Here is a 23,250-nt window from a genome sequence, read left to right as displayed (position 1 = left end):
GTAGAATTTTAATGCCTATTGTACCTCAGCCACTTCAAAATGATCAGGCAACTCATCGTTTTTCAACCATTCACATACAAACGGGGCTGACCAAAAGGCCAGCCCCGCTCATGCCCGAAGGCAACTTACACAATCACGTTGTTAACCGCCGAAGTCATCCAGCAGGATGTTTTCCGGCTCCACGCCCATATCGAGCAATAGCTTGATAACAGACGCGTTCATCATGGGCGGCCCACACATGTAGTACTCACAATCTTCCGGAGCTGGGTGGTCCTTCAGATAGTTTTCGTACAATACGTTGTGGATGAAGCCTGTCGGCCCTTCCCAATTATCTTCTGGCTGCGGATCGGAAAGCGCCAAGTGCCACTCAAAGTTCGGGAACTCTTCGGCTAGCTGATCATACTCTTCATTGTAGAAGGTCTCACGCCAAGAGCGCGCACCGTACCAGAAAGTAATTTTACGATCTGACTTCAAGCGTTTGAGCTGATCGAAAATGTGGCTACGCATTGGCGCCATACCCGCACCACCACCAACAAAGATCATTTCCGCATCAGTGTCTTTGGCAAAGAACTCGCCAAACGGCCCCATAACGGTCACTTTGTCGCCCGGCTTCAAATTGAAGACGTAGGTCGACATAAGGCCCGGCGGGTGGCTTGTACCCGGAGGCGGCGTCGCGATACGAATATTGAACTTGAGGAGGCCTTTTTCATCCGGGTAGTTAGCCATAGAGTAAGCGCGGATAACTTCCTCGTTATTCTTATGGGAAACTTTGAACATATCAAATTTTTCCCAATCGCCACGATACTCTTCTTCGATGTCAAAATCGGCGAACTTAATATCGTAAGGCGGCGCTACCAGCTGTACATAACCACCGGCGCGGAAGGCAACTTCCTCACCTTCGGGCAGCTTCAGGTTCAACTCTTTAATAAAGGTCGCGACGTTGGGGTTCGCGGTAACTTCACACTCCCACTTCTTAACGCCGAAGACTTCTTCAGGCACTTCTACTTTCATGTCCTGCTTCACAGGAACCTGACAAGACAGACGCCAGCCTTCTTTCTTCTCACGCATAGTGAAGTGAGACTCTTCCGTCGGCAAAATAGAGCCGCCTCCCTCTTCTACTCGGCACTTACACTGAGCGCAAGAACCGCCGCCACCACAGGCAGAGGAAAGAAAGATTCCGTTTGCAGCTAAGGTGTTAAGAAGCTTACCACCAGCCTGAGTCTGCAGGGTGTGCTCGGGGTCGCCGTTGACTTCAATCGTCACGTCCCCGCTACTCACTAGCTTGCTGCGCGCTGCCAGAATGATCGCCGTTAAGCTAATAACGATGATCGTGAACATGACAACACCGAGCAAGATGACAGATGTATCAACCATGTCGGTTTCCTATTGCTGAAGGTTTTCTGTACCTCGGCAGCCTGAGCTGCCGAGAAAACCGGCTCCGATTAAAGCTGAATGCCTGAGAAGGACATAAAGCCCAACGACATTAAGCCAACGGTAATAAACGTGATGCCAAGACCCTGAAGACCGCCAGGCACGTCGCTATACTTCAGCTTTTCACGGATACCAGCCAACGCTGTAATCGCAAGCGCCCAGCCAACACCAGAACCGAAACCGTAGATTACGGATTCACCGAAGTTGTAGTTACGCTCAACCATGAACAGTACGCCACCTAGGATGGCGCAGTTAACGGTAATCAGCGGCAGGAATACGCCCAGCGCGTTGTATAGCGCAGGAACATATTTATCGAGGAACATTTCCAGAATCTGAACCAGTGCGGCAATAACGCCGATGTAGCTCAGAAGACCCAGGAATGAAAGATCGATGTTTTCAGCACCGCTTATGCCAGTCCAAGACAAAGCGCCTTCAGCCAGCAGCAGGTTGAACACTAGATTGTTGACCGGAACCGAGATTGTCAGTACGACAATAACGGCAATCCCGAGGCCAAATGCAGCGGAAACCTTCTTAGATACCGCCAGGAATGTACACATCCCTAAGAAGAAGGCCAGCGCCAAGTTTTCAACAAAAACCGAAGCAACGAAAAGGCTTAGATAGTGTTCCATGTTACACGGCCTCCTTCGGCTTGGTGTTGTGCTTCATTTTGAACTCGTTCTCTTCTACCTGCTCAGGATTGACTGAACGTAAAACCCAGATCAGTAAACCGATAATAAAGAAGGCAGAGGGAGGCAGGAGCAGCAGACCATTGGGCACATACCAACCACCATTTTGCACTGTTGGTAGGACGGTAAAGCCAAAGATACTGCCAGCACCCAGCAACTCACGGAAGAAGCCAACGATCATTAAGATTAAGCCGTAGCCCAAGCCGTTACCGATACCGTCAAGGAACGACATGCTCGGCGTATTGGACATCGCAAAACCTTCCGCACGGCCCATTACGATACAGTTGGTGATGATCAGGCCCACAAAGACCGACAGCTGCTTAGACATTTCGTAAGCGTAAGCTTTGAGGATCTGGTCAACCACGATAACCAGCGACGCAATAATGGTCATTTGAACAATGATACGGATCGAAGACGGAATATGGTTCCGGATCAACGATACGAACAAGTTCGAAAAGGCCGTTACAAAAGTAACCGCTAGCGCCATTACCAGCGATACGCTCATGCTGGTCGTAACCGCTAGAGCAGAACAGATCCCCAAAATTTGTAGTGCAATGGGGTTGTTCTTAAAAATCGGCGCCGTTAAAACACTTTTTGCATTTACATCCGCCATGATCAAGCCCCCTCAACGTCGTCGAAGTCGGTATCGGTGTCTTCGGCATCTTCTGGTTCAGTACCACTACGGAAGTTAGCCAAATACGGAGCGAAAGCCTCTTCGCTGAACCAGAACTGCAGCATGTTGGTCACGCCGTTACTGGTTAGCGTTGCACCAGAAAGCGCATCAACTTCGTACTCGTTGCTTGCGCCACCTTTGGTCAGGTGGATTTCCGGTGAGAGGTCGCCCTCTTCGTCGTAAATCTTCTTACCTTCCCATTGAGCTTGCCAGCGCGGATTATTTACCTCAGCACCGAGACCCGGCGTTTCGCTATGGTCGTAGTAAGTGATACTGACGATAGTGTTACCGTCGCCTTCAACCGCGAGGAAGCCCATCATACGGCCCCAGAGTCCTTGCCCACGAATGGGCAGAACAATCTGCTCGGGGTTTTCAGCATCACCGACAAGATAAACAGTCGCGAAGTTCTCAACACGAGACAGGCCTGCAATGTCGCGATCACCGGAAAGCGTACGACCCGTTGCAGGATCACTCGAGGCTTCAAAGCCATCGAAGGTAGCTGGGTCGAATTGATCGGTGTACTCACCGGTATCCAGCTCAACTACACGTGCGGTAATTTGCGTGCTGAACGCTTCCTCAACATCCATGCCCGGCTCATAGAGACCCGCCACGTTAAGAATGTTGGTTTTACGATCCAATTCCTGGTTGAGCTGCTGCATAGGTCGCAGCGCAACGGCAGCCGTCGAAACGATTACCGAGCACACGATACACAGCGAAAACGCTACGGTTAGGATCTTTTTGATGGAGTTGTTACCTTGTGCCATTAGGCATTCTCCTCGGCCGCTACGCCAGTCCGCTTGAGACGGCGTTTAATATTGGCCTGGACGAACATGTGGTCAATCAGCGGCGCAAATAAGTTAGCGAACAGAATGGCCAGCATGATGCCCTCAGGAAAGGCGGGGTTTACCACACGGATCAGAACGGTCATCACACCGATCAACGCACCAAACACCAAGCGCCCCTGGTTAGTCATGGAAGCAGACACCGGGTCCGTTGCCATAAACACCATGCCGAAAGCGAAGCCACCAATCACCAAATGCCAGTACCAGGGCATTGCAAACATGGGGTTGCTGTCAGAACCAATCAGATTAAACAGCGTACTGGTGACGACCATGCCCAGAAGAACACCCAGCATGATTCGCCATGATGCAATACGCGTCCACAGCAGTACTGCCGCACCAATGAAGATCGCCAGTGTCGAGACCTCACCCACTGAACCAGGGATAAAGCCAAGGAAAGCATCCCACCAGCTCATGGTATCAGTCAGCGCTGTCATACCGTCTTGGAACGCCATGGAGAGCGCAGTTGCACCAGTATAGCCATCAGCGGCTACCCATACGGCATCACCTGAGATTTGCGCTGGATAGGCAAAGTAAAGGAACGCACGGCCAGTAAGCGCGGGGTTCAAGAAGTTTTTACCCGTGCCGCCGAAGATCTCTTTACCGATTACCACACCAAAGGTGATACCCAGAGCAACCTGCCAAAGCGGAATTGTCGCCGGCAGAATCAGCGCAAACAGTACCGACGTTACGAAGAAACCTTCGTTAACCTCATGACCACGCTTGATTGCGAACAGTACTTCCCAAAAACCACCCACCGCAAACGTGACAAGATAGATAGGCAGGAAGTAGGTCGCACCAAGGACAAAGTTAGCCCATAAGCTGCTGGGATCATGTCCACCCGCCAGGGTCATCATGATCGCTTCACGCCAACCGTTCATTGAGGCATAGCCTGCATCAATGGCGGTGTTGGCCTGCCAGCCTGCGTTCCACATACCGAAGAACATCGCCGGGAAAGTACACAGCCAAACGGTGATCATGATGCGCTTAAGATCGATACCGTCACGCACGTGGGCGGTGGTTTTAGCAACGCTGGGGGGCGAGTAGAAAATAGTATCTACCGCTTCGTAGAGCGGGTAGAACTTTTCGTACTTACCACCTTTATGGAAGTGCGGCTCGAGATTATCGAGTGTTTGTCGAATACCCATCATCAGGCCTCTTTCTCGATCATGGTGAGATTGTCACGCAGGATAGGGCCGTACTCGTATTTGCCTGGGCAAACATAGGTACACAGTGCCAAATCCTCTTCGTCTAACTCAAGACACCCAAGTTGCATGGCAACTTCAATGTCACCCACGATCAGCGTGCGTAGCAGCTGTGTTGGCATAACATCCAGAGGCATAATGGCTTCATATGCACCGATCGGCACCATGGCACGTTCAGAGCCATTGGTTGACGTGGTTGGTGCATAATTGCTCAGGCCTTTAATCTTAGAAATGTAAATGCCCATGATTGAGTGCCGATTAGCCCCCATAGACATCCATCCCAAGAAGGTGCGCTTGTTACCTTCCTCGAGCAAGCTTACTTGGTTATGGAAACGTCCCAAGTAAGTCAGACTCCCTTCAGCGGAAGCACCAGAGAACACAGAACCTGAAATAACACGGGTGTCATCGGGTTTGATGACCTCACCTGCTAACAACTCCTCCGTACTGGCACCAATACGGGTGCGCAATAAACGAGGATTTTCAGCACGCGGGCCGCCGACAGCAATAATACGGCTTGTATCAAGCTTGCCTTCTACAAACAGCTTGCCGAACGCAATCACATCCTGATAACCGATGTGCCACACTTTTTTGTGCAGGGCTACCGGTGAAAGATAATGAATATGCGTTCCTACCAAACCTGCCGGATGCGGGCCAGCAAAGCTCTCAGTCTTTACGCCGCTGACATTACCACCAGGAATGGAAGCATTAGCACCCGTACACAGAAAAACGTTGCCCTCGGTCAGGCGGGTTAGCACCTTGAGGCCGTCTTCAAATGCCTGGGAGTTTTCGTTGATCACTACCGCAGGGTCAGCGCTGAGTGGATGAGTATCCACAGCAGTAACGAAAATATCGGTAGGTGTGCTGTCGATAGCTGGCGTGCGAGAGAAAGGCCGGGTGCGCAAAGCAGTCCAAAGCCCTGACTCAACCAGTTGATCAACAACAGATTGACGTTCAAGCTGCCCTAAAGCGTCACGATCATGAGAAGCAAATGTCATCGCTTCTTCATTTTCATCGACTTTAATAACGACAGACAGCAGACGTCTCTTTTCGCCACGGTTAATAGCCACGACTTCACCGCTGGCGGGCGCTGTAAAGCGTACACCATCAATTTTCTTATCGGTGAAGAGTAATTGGCCCAGTTTGACCTTATCCCCTTCCTGAACTTCCATCGTCGGCTTCATGCCAACGTAGTCGGTGCCCAGGATTGCCACGTGGCGCACAGGCCGCGCATCTTCAATACGCTGCTCGGGCGCTCCCGTGATGGGGAGATCCAGGCCTTTTTTGACTTCGATCATAGTCTCGCCCAGTTGATGGATCGGATATACGAAGGTAAGGGGTTCGAATGCTTATTTCTGTTCAGTAAATTTTTATTGTCTGTTCAGATTGTTACCAGTCAGGCTCAAGCACGCTTGAACCACCCCGAAAAATCCATCGTATTATAAAGATAAGCGCGGCCAATGACCACATCCCTGACAGCCTCCTAAAGTGCTATAGACGCTTGAACTGATCTCGCTTTCAACACCAAAAAAGCCACCCGGAGGTGGCTTTTGGTACAACTTAGCGGTTAAAAGCGCATTAACTGCTGCTTAAACGCCATTAATGCTCAAACGGCTTAATGCGGCAGCTTCAAAAACTTCACATTAGACATATGCTGAAGAATACGAATAACTTGGCAGCTATAGCCAAATTCATTGTCATACCACACATAAACGACGGCGTGGTTACCGTTTGCGATGGTGGCTTTAGCATCGACAATACCCGCATGACGATTGCCAACAAAGTCAGACGATACAACTTCGGCTGAATCCACGAAATCAATCTGCTTCTGGTAGGAGGAATCAATCGATACGCGACGCAGGTAATCGTTCAACGCCTCTGCATCGGTGCCCTTTTCCAAGGTTAAATTCAAAATAGCCATAGAAACATTGGGCGTAGGCACGCGAATGGCGTTACCTGTGAGCTTACCTTCAAGTTCAGGTAGCGCTTTTGCGACCGCTTTTGCTGCACCTGTTTCGGTCAATACCATATTCAGCGCCGCACTACGTCCACGACGGTCGCCTTTGTGGTAATTATCGATCAGGTTTTGGTCGTTGGTGTAGGCGTGTACGGTCTCTACATGCCCCGTCACTACGCCATATTCATCATTTAGCGCTTTTAGCACTGGCACAATGGCGTTGGTAGTACAGGACGCTGCCGACACAATACGGTCATTATCGCCAATCGTTTCATGATTAATGCCGAATACGATATTTTTGATATCGCCTTTGCCAGGAGCCGTTAACAATGCTTTCTTAGCACCCTTGCACTCAAGATGCTGACCCAAGCCAGCCTCGTCGCGCCAGATACCGGTGTTATCAACAATTACAGCGTTGTCGATACCGTAGACAGTGTAATCAATTTCACTCGGTGAATCGGCGTAAATAACCTGAATCACATTACCATTGACAATCAGTGTACGCGCTTCAACGTCGACGGTAATCGTGCCATCGAAAGGCCCATGTACCGAATCACGACGCAGTAGGCTGGCACGCTTCTCAAGGTCTTTTGCCACATCGCCGCGGCCACGCACAACAATGGCCCGCAAGCGCAACAGATTACCGCCGCCCGCTTTTTCGACCATTACTCGCGCCAGCAAACGACCAATACGGCCAAAGCCATAAAGCACTACATCTTGAGGCTCGCCTTTACTGCCATTCGGCTGAAAGCCATCAATAATTTCAGCAAGCTCTTCACGCAGGAAAGCATCAAGATCACTACCACCCTGGCGCTTAAAGTTAACGGCCAGCTTACCAACGTCAACATGAGCAGGCCCGAGGTTCATCTCGCTCATCGCTTTTACGATGGGGAACGTATCTTCAACAGATAGCTCAGTGCCTTCAATTTTGCGTACAAAGCGGTGATCTTTGAGGATGCGAATGACTGACCGCTTAATCAGGGAGCGACCGAACATAGTGGCGACAACATTGTTTTGGCGATACAGCTGGCCCACCAGTGGAATCATTTGCTCAGCCAGAGCTTCGTTGCTTTGCCATTCCTGAAAAACGTTTTCGAGAGCTTGCTGACTCACGTGCGGCCTCATTGGGTAGTGAAAAGAAATTTCTTAGAACATTATCCTGGGCTTACCTACATGCCGCAATGAATGGATAGTCGCACAACATGTAGGGGTATTACAGAAAAAGCGGATTGACTACAAACCACAATAGTGTATCGGAACCACAAGGCTTACTTAACTACTAGTGGTTGCTTTGCGCAGGCCTCTGCCTGAAAGTACTGATCGTGTATGATCCAGATTCCGTTTCAGCGCAAAACGATACCGTGACTATGTCCTCTTTTTCTCTGCTCGAACCGCCCCAGCCCAAAGGGATTCGCGACACGCTCTACCTAACAGCGCCGCCGGGCAGTGCAACTGCCCTGGCGCTGGCTCAGGTCGCGTTAAGCGCACCATTATTGGTTATTACGCCGAATACTGCCAGCGCACAGCGCCTGGAACAGGATCTGGCATTCTATAGCAATGTTCCCGTCCTGCCCTTTCCAGATTGGGAAACGCTGCCTTATGACAGCTTCTCCCCGCACCAGGATATTATCTCGTCACGCCTACGCACGCTGCGCTTACTGCAGGATGGCGTACGCGGCATTGTGCTGGTGCCAATCAATACGCTGATGCAGCGCTTGCCCCCCGTATCATACATCGCTGGGCGCGTGATGACGCTAAAAGCGGGCGCCAAACTAAATCGGGAAACATTTCGCGAATCGCTATCGCGGGCAGGTTATCGTGCCGTAGAAACGGTCTACGAGCCTGGCGAATACGCCATGCGCGGCGCAATCATCGACCTTTTCGCCATGGGTATGGATGAGCCAATTCGTATCGATTTGTTTGATGACGAAATCGATACATTACGCCATTTCGACCCTGGCAATCAGCGCTCTACCCATAAAGTCGATGTGATTGAGCTACTCCCAGCTCATGAGTACTCACTCAGCCGCAGCGCCACTGCTTGCTTCCGGGAACAGTTTGAAACGCTTTTTGATGTTGATCCGCGCCAGTGCCCTCTCTATAACGACGCACTGAAAGCCATCCCGTCCCCGGGCTTGGAACAATATTTGCCACTGTTCTTCGACGAAACCGCTTCTTTATTTGAGCACGTTACCGATGACACCCGTGTAGCACTGCTGCCAGGTGTATTCGAAGCAGCTGAGCAGCACTGGCAGTCTATTGAATCACGCTACGAGAATTTGGGTGTTGACCCAACACGCCCCCTTTTACCACCGCTTCGCGCGTTCATTCCCGTTAATGACGTTTTTTCGGCGATCAAAGCTCGCCCCCGAATCGAACTAACCAAAGACAACACGCAACGCCATGCCCTGGCGCCGAAAGCCCAAGCGCTACCCTCGCTGGCAATTAACGCTCGCGCCAAGCAACCCCTTAACGAACTGGCTAGCTTTCTGGATGCGCAGCAAGCTACGCGGGTACTGTTTGTTGCCGAGTCACGGGGACGCAGAGAAGCGTTAGAAGAAGTGTTGGCGCCGCTTAAATTAAGCCTGCCCCATATTGATAGCTTCCAAGACTTTTTAAGCAGCACTGACCGCATAGCCATTACTGAAAGCTTGGTAGGCAGCGGCTTGTGGCTTACCGAACCGAATGTCGCGGTGATCAGCGAGACCGAACTCTTTGGCGATGTCGTGCGCCAGAGCCGGCGACGAGAAAAAGCGACCGACGACAACGAATTGGCCGTGCGCCATTTATCTGAGCTACGAGAAGGCGCACCAGTTGTTCACCAAGCACATGGCGTCGGCCGCTACTTGGGGTTGGAAACCCTTGAAGCTGGCGGTCAAGCTAACGAATTCCTGGCGCTTTCATATGCCGACGGTGCCAAGCTTTATGTCCCGGTCGATAGCCTGCATCTTATTTCTCGCTATAGCGGCGCTGATGACGAACTCGCTCCGCTGCATCGGTTAGGCTCAGATCAGTGGGAAAAGGCACGCCGTAAAGCGGCTGAGAAAATCCGAGACACTGCCGCTGAGCTACTCGACATCTACGCCCGGCGGGAGGCTCAGGAAGGCTTCATTTATGATACGCCGGGCGATGAATACGTTCGCTTCTCTGCCAGCTTCCCATTTGAAGAAACCCCTGACCAGCAGGCAGCCATTGAAGCAGTTATAAGCGACATGATCTCTCCTCAGCCAATGGATCGCGTCGTTTGTGGCGATGTAGGCTTTGGCAAGACCGAAGTCGCCATGCGTGCTGCATTCCTGGCCGTTCAAACCGGTCGCCAAGTAGTGGTGCTTGTGCCCACCACGCTGTTAGCCCGCCAGCACTTTGAAAACTTCCGCGACCGCTTTGCCGACACCGCTGTGAATATTAGTCTTATTTCGCGCTTCACAGGCGGCAAGGAAATGACGCAAACCTTGGAAAGCATCAAAAATGGCCAAACCGACATCGTAATCGGCACCCATAAGCTGCTGTCTAAAAGCGTTGAGCTGCCCAAAATGGGGCTTTTAATTATCGACGAAGAGCACCGCTTTGGGGTCGCACAGAAAGAGAAACTCAAAACGCTGCGCGCCGAAATCGACATTCTGACGCTAACGGCAACACCGATTCCGCGCACCTTGAATATGGCCATGAGCGGTATCCGAGATCTTTCGATTATTGCCACTCCACCCGCGCGGCGCTTATCGGTCAAAACGTTTGTGCAACAGCGAGACAGCAGCGTCATTAAAGAAGCCCTGCTGCGTGAAATATTACGCGGCGGACAAGTCTACTTTTTGCACAATGAAGTCAAAACGATTGAAAATGCTGCTGAACAGATTCGTGAACTGGTGCCAGAGGCACGGGTTGCTGTTGCTCACGGCCAATTACCCGAGCGCAGCCTTGAGCGAGTCATGTCAGACTTCTATCATCGTCGCTTCAATGTACTAGTGTGCTCTACCATTATCGAAACGGGCATTGACGTGCCCAGCGCCAACACGATTCTGATTGAGCGCGCCGATAAGTTTGGCTTGGCCCAGCTACACCAACTGCGTGGCCGCGTTGGACGCAGCCACCACCAAGCATATGCTTACCTACTAACACCGCCCCCCAAGGCAATGACACGAGATGCCGTAAAGCGCCTGGAAGCGATTAGCGCCTCCGATGATCTCGGTGCTGGTTTCACCTTAGCAAGTCACGACATGGAGATACGTGGCGCAGGCGAGCTCCTGGGCGACGAGCAGAGCGGCCAAATGGAAACCATCGGCTACACGCTTTACATGGAGATGCTGGATCGCGCGGTGAAGGCTATTCGTGCGGGCAAAACGCCTAACATTGACGCCCCCTTCAACACCGGTGTCGAGATTAGCCTCAATTTGCCAGCATTGATTCCAGATGACTATATTCACGACGTACAACAGCGCCTGGTGATGTATAAACGTATCGCCAACACCCAGAGCGACGCTGAACTTAAGGAGCTACAAGTCGAGCTTATTGATCGCTTTGGACTCCTTCCTCAGCCCTTGAAGAACCTGATACGCCAGACTAGGCTTCGCCACCGCGCTGAACAACTAGGTGTCGCGCGCATTGAAGCCGGTGAAAACCGTGGACGAGTACTTTTCAACGGCTCTACCCAGGTCGATCCATTAACACTTGTGACACTCATTCAAAAATCGCCACAGCACTACCGACTGGATGGCTCAGACACTTTACGGTTTGAATTCCCAATGGAAACTACCGAACAGCGTTTTGATAAAGTCGAAGCTCTGCTTACAACACTCAATCAAAAAGTAGCGGCGGCGTGAACCTTGGGGCAAACTTGTATGAAAGCCCTACGCACGGCCCTCTAACTGCCGCCCATGACAATGCTAGTTTGCAGCAATGTGGCGCATAAATTAATTAGGAACCACCATGAACATTCGTAAGCTATATAACGCCTGGGGCCCAACGAGCTTAGCTGTCTTACTTACAGCAAGCCTCTCTACCCCTATTTATGCACAGCCCTCAGCCGATACAGCTGAAGGCTCAACCCCTGCTACAGAAGAGGTGCTTACCAGCGCTGACCAGCTCGCTGAGCAAAGAGAACTACCCCGCGGCCATTTTCGTCTTCCTGAAGAAGGCGACATTATTGGAGAACACTACACCGTCGTCGTAGAAGATCCTGAAGACACACTCATCGATATCGCGCGACGCCATAACATTGGCTACGAAGAAATTCGTATGGCCAACCCAGGCGTCAGCATGTGGGTACCTGGGGAAGGCACAGAAATCGTTATACCTGCGCGCTATATTTTACCGCCTGCACCCCGCGAAGGCGTGGTCGTAAATTTGTCTGAACTGCGACTCTATTATTATCCGGCTGACAACCCCGGCATTGTTGAAACCTACCCTGTCAGTGTTGGCCGTGAGGAATTTGCCACACCGGTCGGCATTACCCGCACGACCGTAAAGGTAAAAGATCCTGCCTGGGCGCCGCCAGCCTCTATGCGTCGTGAAGCAGCTGCACGTGGCGAGCCAGCCCCGTCTATTGTGCCTGCTGGCCCCAACAACCCACTGGGTCGTCACGCTATATTGCTGGCGATGCCTAGCTACCTGATTCATGGTACCAACCGCCCTGAAGGCGTGGGCATGCGGGTCAGCCGCGGCTGCATCCGCATGTTCCCCGAAGATATCAAATCGCTCTACGAGCGCATGCCTACCGGCACTCAAGTCAACTTGATGGATGCACCGTTTAAAGCAGGCTGGGCAGCGGACGGCACACTGTTTGTGCAGTCTTACCCTCAGCTTGAAGAAAACGTTGGCGATTTTGAGCCACTGCTTAATGCCATCGAACGAGTAAGCGAACTGGCTGAAGACCAAGCAGAAGTTGACTATGCCCAGGTAAAACTAGCAGTAGAAAATCCGGATGGTCGCCTTATAGCGCTGTATGGCCCTCAAGCACCAGCGCCAGCCCCTGCTGAAGAAGAGCCTGTGGAGCTTGATGGATTATTCGAAGAAATTGAGCTCACAACAGCGACACAAGCCGAGGAAGAGGCATAACCTTAGTCAAAATAAAAAAACCCCGCCGAGGCGGGGTTTTTTTACATCTACAGCAACCCTAAGTTTTAACACTTAGAGCCCAGGCAGAATTACTTCTGCATGGAACGCTGGAACATGCGGTTCATTTCTTCACGGTTCTGCTGAGACATCTGCAGAGCAGCTTGCGCATCGCGCTGAGCTTGGTTAGCAGTGTTCATTGCTTGTGAAGCCATGCTGCGTGCTTCTGCGGCATCAGCCTGTGCAGATTCAGCAGTCATGCGAACTTCTTCCAGGGCGCTGGTAGAAGCACAGCCAGCCAGGATTGCCAGTGAAGCGGCAGCGGCAGTCATCTTCAGAGCAGTCTTCAGAGTCATAATGTTCTCCTTGAGTCTTCCTTGGGTACAACGTTAAGGGTATGACAAATTTAAGGCTAAAGCGTTAGCTCAATTTTGTCTACCTGCGGTGCAGGTTCTTTACAGCGACTTGTACCATGGCATTACACCAATGCACGCAAGTCAAACGCTGTTTTATAATAGACCACAGCGGTTGTCTATAGCCACGTATTTAAAACCTTTAACTTCCTTCAACAGCATAGCCTATCGGATCACTACGCGAGTGCCAACACCTACCAGCGACGCAACGCGCTCAATTTGCTCGTTGGTGACAGCAACACAACCCTGAGTCCAATGGAACCGGCCATGAATATCTGGATCACCCTCACCAATACCATGTATACCAATGGCACCGCCTAATGCCGTATTCTGCGGTGGTGAGCCGTGGCGCTGATAGTGATCAAAATAAGCATCATAATCCGCTTGGGAGTAAATGCCTTTTTCGAGCGCCATCCTCGCATGAGGTGGCGTAGGATAATCGATACCAATAAAGATATGCCACTGACTTTCGTAATTAAATCGATTAATTCGAAACTCGCCAAGCGGTGTCACGTTATCACCGCGAATCCGTTGGGTTTTCGCCCCACCTCGCCCAAGGGATATGGGCGCGTAGTGCTCAACCAACGCATTACCACGGTAGACACTCAACGTGGCGTCTTTGTCATCAATTAACACCCATAGTTCATTGCTGTGACGCGGGATACTCGCACGCGAAAGCAGCGTCTCAACCAGATCTGTGGGCTCATAATTATTTAAGCTACCGGAAGTCGCTGCACTGGCCACAGCAGGCCAGCCCAGCGCCAACGCTAAAAAACGGCGACGGTTTACAGGCATCATTATCGTTCTCTATATAGGCCAGCATCACCAGCCAACAAAGCATTTGTGGCGGTTGTTATACCTTATTCTCACACCAAATGTCAGTGCTTTCAAAAAAGCCAAAAAACAAGCCAGTGCGCCAATATGGCAACCGCGCCCTTATTAAACGGTAGCTAAATCACTTCACATACCCGCCTAGATATCTTCGAATTCTTGCATACTCGTTACTAGCTTGCGCGCTTCAGCATGATGCCCTTCTGCCAAGGCGTTAAAAAAAGTTTCCTCTGGCTCTATTTTTGCCCGTGATGCACGGTGCTCATAGAGGTCCTGTAGCTTGCGATGCGACTCAACCGCTACGCGAGTTAGTTCATCAATTGAGTCTGCTATCGTTTGTTGCGCAAGCGCCTCAAGCACTGGAGGCTGAGGAAAGTCATTAGGATCATCAAACCATATTTCCAACACTTCTTTATGATTAAAGCCATCACTAAAAAGCGCCTCTAGCCCAGTCTTCATCCGGAGCTCGCTGTCGGCTAAATACGTTAACGCCATGGCAAGACGTTGATGGTCACTTGAATCGGCTGCGGCACGATACTGACGCGCCATGCGCCCATGATAATCCGCGGCCCATTCAACGAAGTCTTTGACTTGGTTATAGCGCATCTATATCTCCTCTTGCGACTCACTCTCTCTAGGCAATACGTTTGACGTTATAACTACCACTCTTGGCTAGTTTCACGTAGCGCTGCAATATCGCGTTTTGCAGCATGAAGGTTAGTTAACAGCTGCTCAGCAACACTCACCTGGCTGCCGACAGCGATCATTGAGGGGTTCTGCACTGCGCGCTTACTTGCCCCCTCGTCACTGTGCAGCTTCTCAATTTGCCCCACCAGCCAGTGCAACCAGCTATCCGGCTGCTGCAGCATATCTCTTAAGCGCTGCAGCTCAGCAACGGCAGGGCCCTTCTCATTAAGGAGCACTTGCCAGCCATGCTCGTTAAGACGCGCATGCTCGGTCACTTCTTTGAGCAGCGAGTTTAATGCCAGCTCAAAGAGCGCCAAGGCGCTCTCTTCAATCGCCATTTGACGAGCCTGAGCATGCTCGTCATTACCTGTTGGAAGACCAACCAAAAGCTCAGCTTGATAAAGCAGTTGGTTGGTACGAGAACGTGGGCTCACTTGCGCTTATCCTCCACGTGCCATTTACCCGCCTCAAACGTGGCTTTCCAGCCGGTTGCTTTGCCTTCTTCATCGGTCATCACGTACTGCTCTTTATTTTTCCGTGAATAGCGAATTTGCGCAGGACGGCCATCCGGGTCTTCGCTGGGCGCCTTTAAGATAAAGTGATACTTTTCCGGTAGTTCGTCGGCGTGGGCTTTTAACTCTTTTACCAGCGGTGGACGAGTTTCACGGTTTTTAGGGAACTTGCTGGCCGCTAAGAACAAGCCGCTGGCACCATCGCGCAGTACGTAGTGATCCTCTACCTTTTGGCAGGCCAGCTCCGGCATCGGAATGGGGTCCATTTTGGGCGGTGCCACTTCACCACTACGAAGCAACTTGCGGGTGTTTTTACACTCGCTGTTGGTGCAGCCGAAATATTTGCCAAATCGACCTGACTTAAGCTGCATCTCAGAACCACACTTATCGCATTCGATAATGGGGCCGTCGTAGCCTTTGATTTTGAACTTGCCCGCTTCCACCTCATAACCATCACAATCAGGGCTATTGCCGCAAATATGCAGTTTGCGACCCTCATCGATGAGATAGTTATCCATGGCGGTTCCGCACTTCTGGCAACGACGCTTGGCACGGAGTGCGTTGGTTTCTGCTTCTTCGCCTGCATCTTCGGCAACAGCTTCTTCACCAGGAATTAAATCAATGGTGGTTTTACAGCGCTCTTTGGGCGGCAAGTTATAACCACTGCAACCCAAGAACACACCGGTGGAAGCCGTCCGAATTTGCATTTTGCGACCGCAACTTGGGCAGTCAATATCCGTAGGAACCGGCTGATTAGGGCGCATTCCTTCGTCGCTTTCGGCTTTGCTAAGCTCCTGGCTGAATTCACCATAGAAAGCGTCCAGCAAGGCTTGCCAGTTACGCTCACCTTCCGCAACTTCATCCAGGCTATCTTCCATTCGAGCCGTGAACGAATAATCCATCAAATCCGGGAAAGACTCTTTTAATCGTTCGGTGACAATATCACCCAATTTTTCAGCATAAAAACGGCGACTTTCCAGCTTCACGTAACCACGATCCTGAATCGTGGAAATGATGGCAGCATAGGTAGAAGGACGGCCAATGCCCTGCTTCTCGAGCTCTTTTACTAAGCTGGCTTCCGTATAACGCGGGGCCGGTTTAGTAAAGTGCTGTTGCGGGTCAAGCTTTTCAAGCGCCATTGCCGTGCCCTTCGGCAAATCAGGCAGGCTTTGGTCTTCATTTTTACCTGATGGCTTCATCACCCGCGTGTAACCATCAAACTTGAGCACTCGCCCTTTGGCGCGCAAGTCGTAGCCATCAACCTCAACACTCAGCGTGCTGGAAAGGTACTCAGCAGGCGTCATCTGACAGGCCACAAATTGTCGCCAAATCAGCTCGTAGAGACGCTCTGCATCACGCTCCATTCCAGAGAGGTCACTGGCCTTGCGCTCAACGCTAGAGGGCCTGATCGCCTCGTGGGCTTCTTGGGCGCTCTCCTTGCTGCTGTAACGGTTAGCAGAGTCTGGTAAATAGCGTGCTCCGTACTCATCACCAATAAACGAGCGAACACTCTCTACCGCATCCTTTGAAAGATTGGTGGAGTCGGTACGCATGTAGGTAATGTAGCCGGCCTCGTAGAGGCGCTGAGCCATGGTCATGGTTTTCTTAACAGAGAACCCTAACCGGCCGCTGGCAGCCTGCTGCAGTGTTGAGGTAATAAACGGCGCGGTAGGCTTAGAGCTTGTCGGTTTGTCTTCACGGGAGGTAATCGCAAGCTTGGCTTTGCGCAGTTGCTCAATGCGTGCCAGCGTGTCCTTTTCAGAGGTAGGACGGAAGGGCTTACCATCCTGACGCACCAACGCAAATCTAACCAGCTCGCCATCCGGGGAAGCGAGATCTGCATGCACATCCCAAAACTCCTCAGGAATAAACGCACGAATTTCTCGTTCACGCTCAACGATCAGGCGAACCGCGACAGATTGAACACGACCTGCTGATAAGCCCCGGGCAATCTTGGCCCACAGCAACGGTGAAAGCATAAAACCAACAACGCGGTCCAAGAAGCGGCGCGCCTGCTGCGCTTCCACTCGGGGAATATTTAGCGCCCCTGGCGACTTAAACGCATCCTGAATGGCATTTTTGGTTATTTCATTAAATACAACGCGCTTATAGCGACTGTTATCACCACCAATCGTCTCGCGCAAATGCCAGGCAATTGCTTCCCCTTCGCGGTCCAAATCCGTTGCGAGATAAACAGCATCAGCTTTTTCAGCCAGCTTCTTTAATTCAGCGACGACTTTTTCCTTACCCGGGAGCACCTCATAGCGCGCTTCCCAGCCGTTATCCGGGTCGATGCCCATCCGCCGAATTAACTGATCATGAGCCTTTCGCTTTTTGTACTCTGCTTTCTCTTCCGCCGACATCTTGCGTGTTGCCGCAGCCTGGCGAGCGCGCTCCTTCGGGTCGGAGGCTGCCTTACCTGAGCCGCTGGTCGGCAGGTCACGGATGTGACCCACGCTCGACTTTACGATGAAATCGTTGCCGAGATACTTATTGATCGTCTTCGCTTTCGCAGGCGACTCGACGATGACCAGTGACTTGCCCATAGTGCTCCACTTTCCTAATGCTCAGGCGCTATCGCCCATGCTCTGAATACGTTGTCGCCTGTTGTTACCACTTGACGACCATGAGAAAAATGCGCCTACCCTACCCCAGGCCTGCAACAAGCGCCAGTAACAACCGACGCATAAGTAACAACCGACGCATAAGTAACAAACTAATGCTGAAGCGCAAGGTGTCTATCCGTACTATTTTTCATAATGAAGTAGCTAGACACTAGACTGCCAATACGCAGACGGCAACCCAAAATACGGAAACAAAAAAACGCCCCTGTATCAAAACAGGGGCGTAGACAAACGTTACAACACTTAGCGCTTGCGCGGTGGTTTCCTACGCGATGCCGCTTTTGGTCGAGGCTTGCTTGCTTCTTTAGCTGCATCTGCTGCTACATTATTAGTAGCAGGCACCGTTTCGGTAGATGCGCGTTGGGTAGCCTCCTTTTCCGCCGATACTGTCTCTGTCGACACGCTTTCAGCTTCTGTCACCACGCTTTCAGCTGGAGAGCTTGCAGCGGTTTGCGTATCAATAGCCGCCCCTTGGTCACCTGCTTGCTTAGTGTCAGTAGCGGGTGCGCTCACGACTTTTGGCTGAGTAGCTTTTGGTTGAGCGGCTTTCGGCGGCCTTGCTTGATCAAATAGCGTCTTCACCTGTTCAAAACGCTCTGCTGCGTGCTCGGATAATTCACCGCTCGCGGCGAACACATGCATAAGGTGCTCAATATATCCGTCGATGTCACTGCTGCTTTGCCCTTTTAACAGCTCGGGCAATGACGATAGCGCTCGCTCACGATCTAATTTCAGGATAAAGAACTGATCGCGCACCAAACGCTTAAATTCACTCAACGTTGAACTAGGCTCTAGTTCAGCACGGGAAGCACGTAACCGTTTGAAATTGCGTTCATCTGTCGCTGGCGCTCCGCCTAACACATAGATAACTGAGCGCATGACTGCTTCGTGAGCGCCACCCTGGGCTATTTTATTGCGCAGCTCATTTTTGCGGTTTTCAACAAAACGCTGATGCTCTGGCTCGGCTCCAGGACGACGACGATGCACATGCGCATCGCCATGCAAACCTACCGCTGCTTGCAATAGAGGCTGTCCGTAAATGTCCATAAACAGCCTTTCCGTCGTGCTATCGCGTAAATCGCGCACGGCATTGAGATTAGCGACGATTTGATCGGAGCACATCGTTTCTAATGCTTTGAAAACATTATCTTGACCCACTTGCTGACGATTGCTGCGCACTGCTTCAGCCATCACCGGCAGCGGAACAGTCAGCGGATTACGATCAGATAGAAGCTTGTAGCCTAATCGGATAGGATGCATACGACGAATCCAGCGTGCCGCTTCTGGCGTCATCATAGCCTGCACCCAGGGTTGAACGTATAGTCGATAGAAACCAAGGTTGATCTCAGAAATACGTGCAACCGTTGCAAACCGACGATCATCCTCTGGGATATGCATTACATCCTGATCCAGCTCCTCAAAGTTACGCGATGTGAACTCAAGCAAATAATCACGCTCAAGTAACTCCGCATCATCTCGCTCGCTGACATGCGAGACCGTTGTCTCATACAGCCCGGGCGGCATAACATCGATATAGTCCATGTTGGCCGTGAACTCAGCATGCTCTTTGCGCGACACACTACCGGAAACAAAGATCCCTAAGTGCCCTGTTGTGTCGTGCATGCAGTACACGATCGTCTGCTCGTTGGCGATGATATCTTCTTCGCCTTCGTATAAATCACGAATCCAACCCAGCGCCTGAGGCGGCGGCGTTATGTCGTCACCACGCGAGCAGAATACGACAACAGGTGAGCGCACATTGCGAAGATCAATACGGCGGCCATCGCGAGTCACTAGCTGAGCCGTCGAGAGACGATTACCAACAAATAGGTTATCGACAATATATTGGATCTCTTGGCCACCTAAAACAACGTGACCGCCCCACCAGCGCTCGAACTCTAAATAGCGCTTGGATTCGGTATCAATGTTGTCATACAGATGGTACTGCTTTTTCCAGTAGGTATTGGCTGGATTGAGACGCTCGAAGTTCTGTACTAGCCAAGCACCATCAAACAGGCCGTTACCAATGTCACTCGTTAAAGCAGTAATCCAGCTTCCACCGGTCATACCACCGGTATAGCGCATAGGCGCTTTACCGTGTTCCCCGGCCCAGTAAGAAAGCGGCGCACCGGCAATAAGAATCGGACCAAACACATCCGGCTCAAGTGCTGCAGCCATCATTATTTGCCAACCCGCCTGACAGTTCCCCACCACCATTGGTTTTTCAGCTGTTTCTGGGTGCAGAGCGATAACATGACGCAAAAACGCAATTTCCGCTTCTACCACATCCTCAACGGTTTGCCCTGGTTCAGGAAAAGGCAAAAAACCAATAAAATAGCAAGGGTGACCAGCCTTTAGAGCAACCCCAAGCTCGCTATCAGGCTTGAACCCGCCGATACCAGGGCCATGACCTGCTCTGGGGTCCACGACAACAAACGGTCGTTTCTCAGGGTCAATCTGAATATGGCTGGGGGGAAGAACTCTCAGCAGCTCATAATTGGTTGGATGGGGAAGCGTGCGACCATCCATGAGCACCTCTGTATCAAATCCAAGCACGTTCGGCTTGGTTTGCTCCATATGCTCAAGATATTGATTTCCGCGTTCGCGCATAACATCCCAATACAGGACGCTACGCTCAATACTGTCGCGCCAATAGCCCGCTGCAGCCCGTCCGAATCCGAACGGATCTACCATGCTAGCAAAGGCCTCGCCGACCGGTAATGGAGCCATTTGATCAGACGCTCCTGGCCACAGGCTTTTCAGCGCGCTGCCAGGCAACAAAGGATGAGCGAGAAAGTTCATAAATTCTCCCATTGGGTTGATGCAAAGCATCCGTCCCGAAGCGTTGATGCTGCAATGCAATATAGTTTAGGCCACTCGCTGCATAACGTCGATGCTTACCTTTGCAAATTCATCATTGTTGTCATAAAGACGCCGCACATCATCGGTGGTAGCATTTCCAGCGTAATGCTGAGACTTTTTGTTTTGTGGCACTTTCTATCTTCGGAGGGTGTATACCTAGAGGTTGTTATGTCATCCCTTACACTACTCAACCGTTTGACCTTCCGACAATTACAGGTATTCCAGGCCGTTCACCGCCAGCGCTCCTACTCTCGCGCAGCCGAGCAGCTAGGACTTACACAGCCTGCGGTTAGCGCACAAATTCGTCAGTTAGAACTCGCTCTTGGTCAGCCGCTGTTTAAATATGCCGGTAAAACCCTTCACGTGCTACCTGCCGCGGATACCCTAGCGCTCTCCACACGCGAAATTTTCGGACAGCTCTCTAGACTGCAAATGAATCTCTCGGAGATTAATGGCAGCATTAGCGGTGAGCTGAACATCGCGGCAGTCTCCTCAGCCCAGTATGTGGTGCCTTATTTACTGGCACGGTTTCGAGCACGCTACCCCGACGTACGCATTCGTCTAAAGGTATGCAACCGCAGTCAAGCGCTGGAAAGGCTGGCAGAACAAAAAGATGATGTCGTGATTATGGCCATGGTGCCTGAAGACGACGACCTGGTAGTCATGCCCATTCTTGAAAATGAACTCATCGCTCTCGTATGGCCAGACCACCCACTACTTCACATGGAAGCACCCACATTAGCCGACTTTGCGCGCCATTATGTATTGATGCGTGAACCAGGTTCTGGGGTACGTATCGCATTTGAGCAACTGGCTGTTGACCAAGAAGTCGGCCTTCCCCACCGCATTGAATTAGGCACTAATGAAGCCATTAAACAAGGCGTTATGGCCCATTTAGGCGTTGCCGTTTTGCCCCGTTTGGCGGTTCAACTTGAACTAGAGCAAGGGCTGCTATCCGCGCTCCCTTTACCTAACTTCCCCATTCGACGCTCGTGGTGCACGGTGTATCGTCGCGATCATTTTCCGACACCAGTCGCTGATCTTTTTTTACGCTTTACACGGGAACACCTGCCAGATTTTCGTCGGTATTTCCAAGCCCCCTCTAGCCCACTGCCTAGCCACGGCGTTTCCTGCCTACCTTTACTGTCACTATAGTGGGCTGCCGATTGGCTGGACGGTCTTTTGGCGGTTCGATGAAGGGCGCTTAGTGTCTTGTTAACCAACAGATATGTTACATTAGTCTACTACCTACGTATCATTCAGAATCTTCAGGGTTTGGCATGTATTCGCGCAGGCGATCCAACTGTCAACGCCATGGCATTTAAACGCCATCGCCACAGCATATGGTTAGACGCCACGACGTTTGGGCATTGCCTGCCGCACAGTAGAGAGGCTCTTTTCTATGAGCAATAACCCCACAACGCGCGTCCCTAGCGGCGAAAAATTCCGCAATGAGCATGGCATGTCGGTCATTAAAGACGGCATGAAACAGCGTAAAACGTCGTCAGATGAGGCGTCTCCCAGTCTTGACCGTAAACCTAAATGGTTGCGCGCACAGATCCCTGGGGGCGAACGCTTCGAAGCCGTCAAAAAGAATGTCTCTACGCACCGCCTTAGCACTGTTTGTGCAGAGTCGCACTGCCCTAACATGGGCGAATGCTGGAGCAATGGCACCGCCACCATTATGTTAATGGGGTCTGTATGCACACGCGCCTGCCGGTTCTGTGCCGTGGACACAGGCAATCCGAAAGGCTGGCTGGATCTAGATGAGCCGGAAAACACGGCAAAATCAGTCGAGTTGATGGGGCTGCGCTACATCGTATTGACCTCCGTTGACCGAGACGATCTGGACGACGGTGGCGCTACGCACTATGCCAACTGCATTAAAGCTATCAAATCCCGCACGCCGGAAGTGGTTGTAGAAGCTCTAACACCCGATTTTGACGCTGATAAAGCCGCCATTGAGCGGGTAGTTGATTCGGGTTTGGAAGTGTTTGCACAGAACGTAGAGACGGTAGAGCGACTAACCAGCAAAGTACGCGACCCACGTGCGGGTTATCGCAAAACGCTGAATGTCTTAGCGCATGCCAAACAGTATCGACCAGACATAATTACCAAAACAAGCTTGATGCTTGGATTAGGTGAGACAGACGAAGAGATTCTTAAAACCTTTGATGACCTGAGAGAGATTGGCGTTGATATCGTGACGCTTGGACAATATTTGCGCCCAACCAAAAACCATCTAGCCGTAGAGCGCTGGGTCACCCCAGAAGAGTTTGATCGCTATCGCGTGCTTGGCCTTGAAAAAGGCTTTATGGAAGTGCCGTCCGGGCCGCTGGTTCGCTCTAGCTATCGCGCTGACCGTGTTTTTGAGAAAAACAACCTGGGCCTCGCGTCGCCTGCTGCGGTTCCTGGCCATGAGCCTGACGCTAACCGCATTCCTGCGTTTAACGTCGGATAAACCGTCTAGGCTAGTTGCCTTTTA

17 protein-coding genes are annotated in these 23,250 nt (G+C 51.4%); 4 read left to right on the top strand and 13 right to left on the bottom strand.

The window, feature by feature from the left end:
- Positions 1-141: 141 nt before the first annotated feature.
- The 7 genes from nqrF to NF683_RS15750 form a co-directional block, all read right to left on the bottom strand.
- A complete protein-coding gene (nqrF, locus tag NF683_RS15780) occupies positions 142-1,374 on the bottom strand; it encodes an NADH:ubiquinone reductase (Na(+)-transporting) subunit F (protein ID WP_089038117.1) in 1,233 nt (410 codons plus the stop codon).
- Positions 1,375-1,442: 68 nt separating this feature from the next.
- Positions 1,443-2,060: an NADH:ubiquinone reductase (Na(+)-transporting) subunit E gene (gene nqrE, locus NF683_RS15775; protein ID WP_009723509.1), complete on the bottom strand. Its 618-nt coding sequence runs from the start codon at positions 2,058-2,060 to the stop codon at positions 1,443-1,445.
- A 1-nt stretch (position 2,061) separates the two neighbouring features.
- Positions 2,062-2,730, bottom strand: coding sequence for an NADH:ubiquinone reductase (Na(+)-transporting) subunit D (locus NF683_RS15770; protein ID WP_089038116.1), 669 nt, complete (start codon positions 2,728-2,730; stop codon positions 2,062-2,064).
- Between the two features lie 2 nt (positions 2,731-2,732).
- The gene (locus tag NF683_RS15765; RefSeq protein ID WP_089038115.1) at positions 2,733-3,554 is read right to left on the bottom strand and encodes a Na(+)-translocating NADH-quinone reductase subunit C; all 822 of its coding nucleotides are present in this window, start codon (positions 3,552-3,554) and stop codon (positions 2,733-2,735) included.
- Positions 3,554-4,780 carry an NADH:ubiquinone reductase (Na(+)-transporting) subunit B gene (locus NF683_RS15760; RefSeq protein ID WP_089038114.1) on the bottom strand — a complete coding sequence of 409 codons (1,227 nt, stop codon included), beginning with the start codon at positions 4,778-4,780 and terminating at the stop codon, positions 3,554-3,556. The genes NF683_RS15765 and NF683_RS15760 overlap by 1 nt, the downstream gene beginning before the upstream one ends.
- The gene (locus tag NF683_RS15755; RefSeq protein WP_089038113.1) at positions 4,780-6,129 is read right to left on the bottom strand and encodes a Na(+)-translocating NADH-quinone reductase subunit A; all 1,350 of its coding nucleotides are present in this window, start codon (positions 6,127-6,129) and stop codon (positions 4,780-4,782) included. The genes NF683_RS15760 and NF683_RS15755 overlap by 1 nt, the downstream gene beginning before the upstream one ends.
- A 317-nt stretch (positions 6,130-6,446) precedes the next feature.
- Positions 6,447-7,901, bottom strand: a complete 1,455-nt coding sequence (locus NF683_RS15750; protein ID WP_089038112.1) for a glyceraldehyde-3-phosphate dehydrogenase — start codon at positions 7,899-7,901, stop codon at positions 6,447-6,449.
- A gap of 254 nt (positions 7,902-8,155) precedes the next feature.
- Between NF683_RS15750 and mfd the strand changes: the two genes are divergently transcribed.
- Together mfd and NF683_RS15740 are read left to right on the top strand one after the other, a co-directional pair.
- The gene (gene mfd, locus NF683_RS15745) at positions 8,156-11,605 is read left to right on the top strand and encodes a transcription-repair coupling factor (RefSeq protein WP_198361466.1); all 3,450 of its coding nucleotides are present in this window, start codon (positions 8,156-8,158) and stop codon (positions 11,603-11,605) included.
- A 106-nt stretch (positions 11,606-11,711) separates the two neighbouring features.
- Positions 11,712-12,839: a L,D-transpeptidase family protein gene (locus NF683_RS15740; protein ID WP_089038110.1), complete on the top strand. Its 1,128-nt coding sequence runs from the start codon at positions 11,712-11,714 to the stop codon at positions 12,837-12,839.
- An 89-nt stretch (positions 12,840-12,928) separates the two neighbouring features.
- Here the strand turns inward: NF683_RS15740 and NF683_RS15735 are convergent, their stop codons facing one another.
- The 6 genes from NF683_RS15735 to NF683_RS15710 all read right to left on the bottom strand — a co-directional run bounded on the left by NF683_RS15735 (position 12,929) and on the right by NF683_RS15710 (position 20,705).
- On the bottom strand, positions 12,929-13,192 hold the full coding sequence (locus tag NF683_RS15735; RefSeq protein WP_009723517.1) for an Lpp/OprI family alanine-zipper lipoprotein: 264 nt from the start codon (positions 13,190-13,192) through the stop codon (positions 12,929-12,931).
- 222 nt (positions 13,193-13,414) lie between these two features.
- Positions 13,415-14,047 carry a L,D-transpeptidase family protein gene (locus NF683_RS15730; protein ID WP_089038109.1) on the bottom strand — a complete coding sequence of 211 codons (633 nt, stop codon included), beginning with the start codon at positions 14,045-14,047 and terminating at the stop codon, positions 13,415-13,417.
- 174 nt (positions 14,048-14,221) lie between these two features.
- Positions 14,222-14,686 carry a hypothetical protein gene (locus NF683_RS15725; protein ID WP_089038108.1) on the bottom strand — a complete coding sequence of 155 codons (465 nt, stop codon included), beginning with the start codon at positions 14,684-14,686 and terminating at the stop codon, positions 14,222-14,224.
- 53 nt (positions 14,687-14,739) lie between these two features.
- Positions 14,740-15,201 carry a DUF6586 family protein gene (locus NF683_RS15720; RefSeq protein WP_253920421.1) on the bottom strand — a complete coding sequence of 154 codons (462 nt, stop codon included), beginning with the start codon at positions 15,199-15,201 and terminating at the stop codon, positions 14,740-14,742.
- Positions 15,198-17,825, bottom strand: coding sequence for a type I DNA topoisomerase (gene topA, locus NF683_RS15715; protein WP_038483622.1), 2,628 nt, complete (start codon positions 17,823-17,825; stop codon positions 15,198-15,200). Before topA ends, NF683_RS15720 begins: the two co-directional genes overlap by 4 nt.
- A gap of 321 nt (positions 17,826-18,146) precedes the next feature.
- Positions 18,147-20,705, bottom strand: a complete 2,559-nt coding sequence (locus tag NF683_RS15710; RefSeq protein WP_253920420.1) for a DUF3141 domain-containing protein — start codon at positions 20,703-20,705, stop codon at positions 18,147-18,149.
- Between the two features lie 228 nt (positions 20,706-20,933).
- Between NF683_RS15710 and NF683_RS15705 the strand changes: the two genes are divergently transcribed.
- Together NF683_RS15705 and lipA are read left to right on the top strand one after the other, a co-directional pair.
- Positions 20,934-21,920 (top strand): LysR family transcriptional regulator, encoded by a 987-nt coding sequence (locus NF683_RS15705; RefSeq protein ID WP_038483619.1) that lies wholly within the window; start codon positions 20,934-20,936, stop codon positions 21,918-21,920.
- A 247-nt stretch (positions 21,921-22,167) separates the two neighbouring features.
- Complete coding sequence (gene lipA, locus NF683_RS15700; RefSeq protein ID WP_038483617.1) at positions 22,168-23,226, top strand: lipoyl synthase; 1,059 nt, start codon at positions 22,168-22,170, stop codon at positions 23,224-23,226.
- Positions 23,227-23,250: the final 24 nt, after the last annotated feature.

The sequence above is a fragment of the Halomonas sp. MS1 genome (assembly GCF_024182575.1).
Lineage (GTDB): Bacteria > Pseudomonadota > Gammaproteobacteria > Pseudomonadales > Halomonadaceae > Vreelandella.
Note: the sequence above shows the minus strand (reverse complement) of the source record. Positions and strands in the feature narration are given on the sequence as shown.

Coding starts and splice junctions, on each gene's coding strand:
- nqrF (WP_089038117.1), bottom strand. CDS start 1,374: ATGGTTGATACATCTGTCATCTTGCTCGGTGTTGTCATGTTCACGATC.
- nqrE (WP_009723509.1), bottom strand. CDS start 2,060: ATGGAACACTATCTAAGCCTTTTCGTTGCTTCGGTTTTTGTTGAAAAC.
- NF683_RS15770 (WP_089038116.1), bottom strand. CDS start 2,730: ATGGCGGATGTAAATGCAAAAAGTGTTTTAACGGCGCCGATTTTTAAG.
- NF683_RS15765 (WP_089038115.1), bottom strand. CDS start 3,554: ATGGCACAAGGTAACAACTCCATCAAAAAGATCCTAACCGTAGCGTTT.
- NF683_RS15760 (WP_089038114.1), bottom strand. CDS start 4,780: ATGATGGGTATTCGACAAACACTCGATAATCTCGAGCCGCACTTCCAT.
- NF683_RS15755 (WP_089038113.1), bottom strand. CDS start 6,129: ATGATCGAAGTCAAAAAAGGCCTGGATCTCCCCATCACGGGAGCGCCC.
- mfd (WP_198361466.1), top strand. CDS start 8,156: ATGTCCTCTTTTTCTCTGCTCGAACCGCCCCAGCCCAAAGGGATTCGC.
- NF683_RS15740 (WP_089038110.1), top strand. CDS start 11,712: ATGAACATTCGTAAGCTATATAACGCCTGGGGCCCAACGAGCTTAGCT.
- NF683_RS15735 (WP_009723517.1), bottom strand. CDS start 13,192: ATGACTCTGAAGACTGCTCTGAAGATGACTGCCGCTGCCGCTTCACTG.
- NF683_RS15730 (WP_089038109.1), bottom strand. CDS start 14,047: ATGATGCCTGTAAACCGTCGCCGTTTTTTAGCGTTGGCGCTGGGCTGG.
- NF683_RS15725 (WP_089038108.1), bottom strand. CDS start 14,686: ATGCGCTATAACCAAGTCAAAGACTTCGTTGAATGGGCCGCGGATTAT.
- topA (WP_038483622.1), bottom strand. CDS start 17,825: ATGGGCAAGTCACTGGTCATCGTCGAGTCGCCTGCGAAAGCGAAGACG.
- NF683_RS15710 (WP_253920420.1), bottom strand. CDS start 20,705: ATGAACTTTCTCGCTCATCCTTTGTTGCCTGGCAGCGCGCTGAAAAGC.
- NF683_RS15705 (WP_038483619.1), top strand. CDS start 20,934: ATGTCATCCCTTACACTACTCAACCGTTTGACCTTCCGACAATTACAG.
- lipA (WP_038483617.1), top strand. CDS start 22,168: ATGAGCAATAACCCCACAACGCGCGTCCCTAGCGGCGAAAAATTCCGC.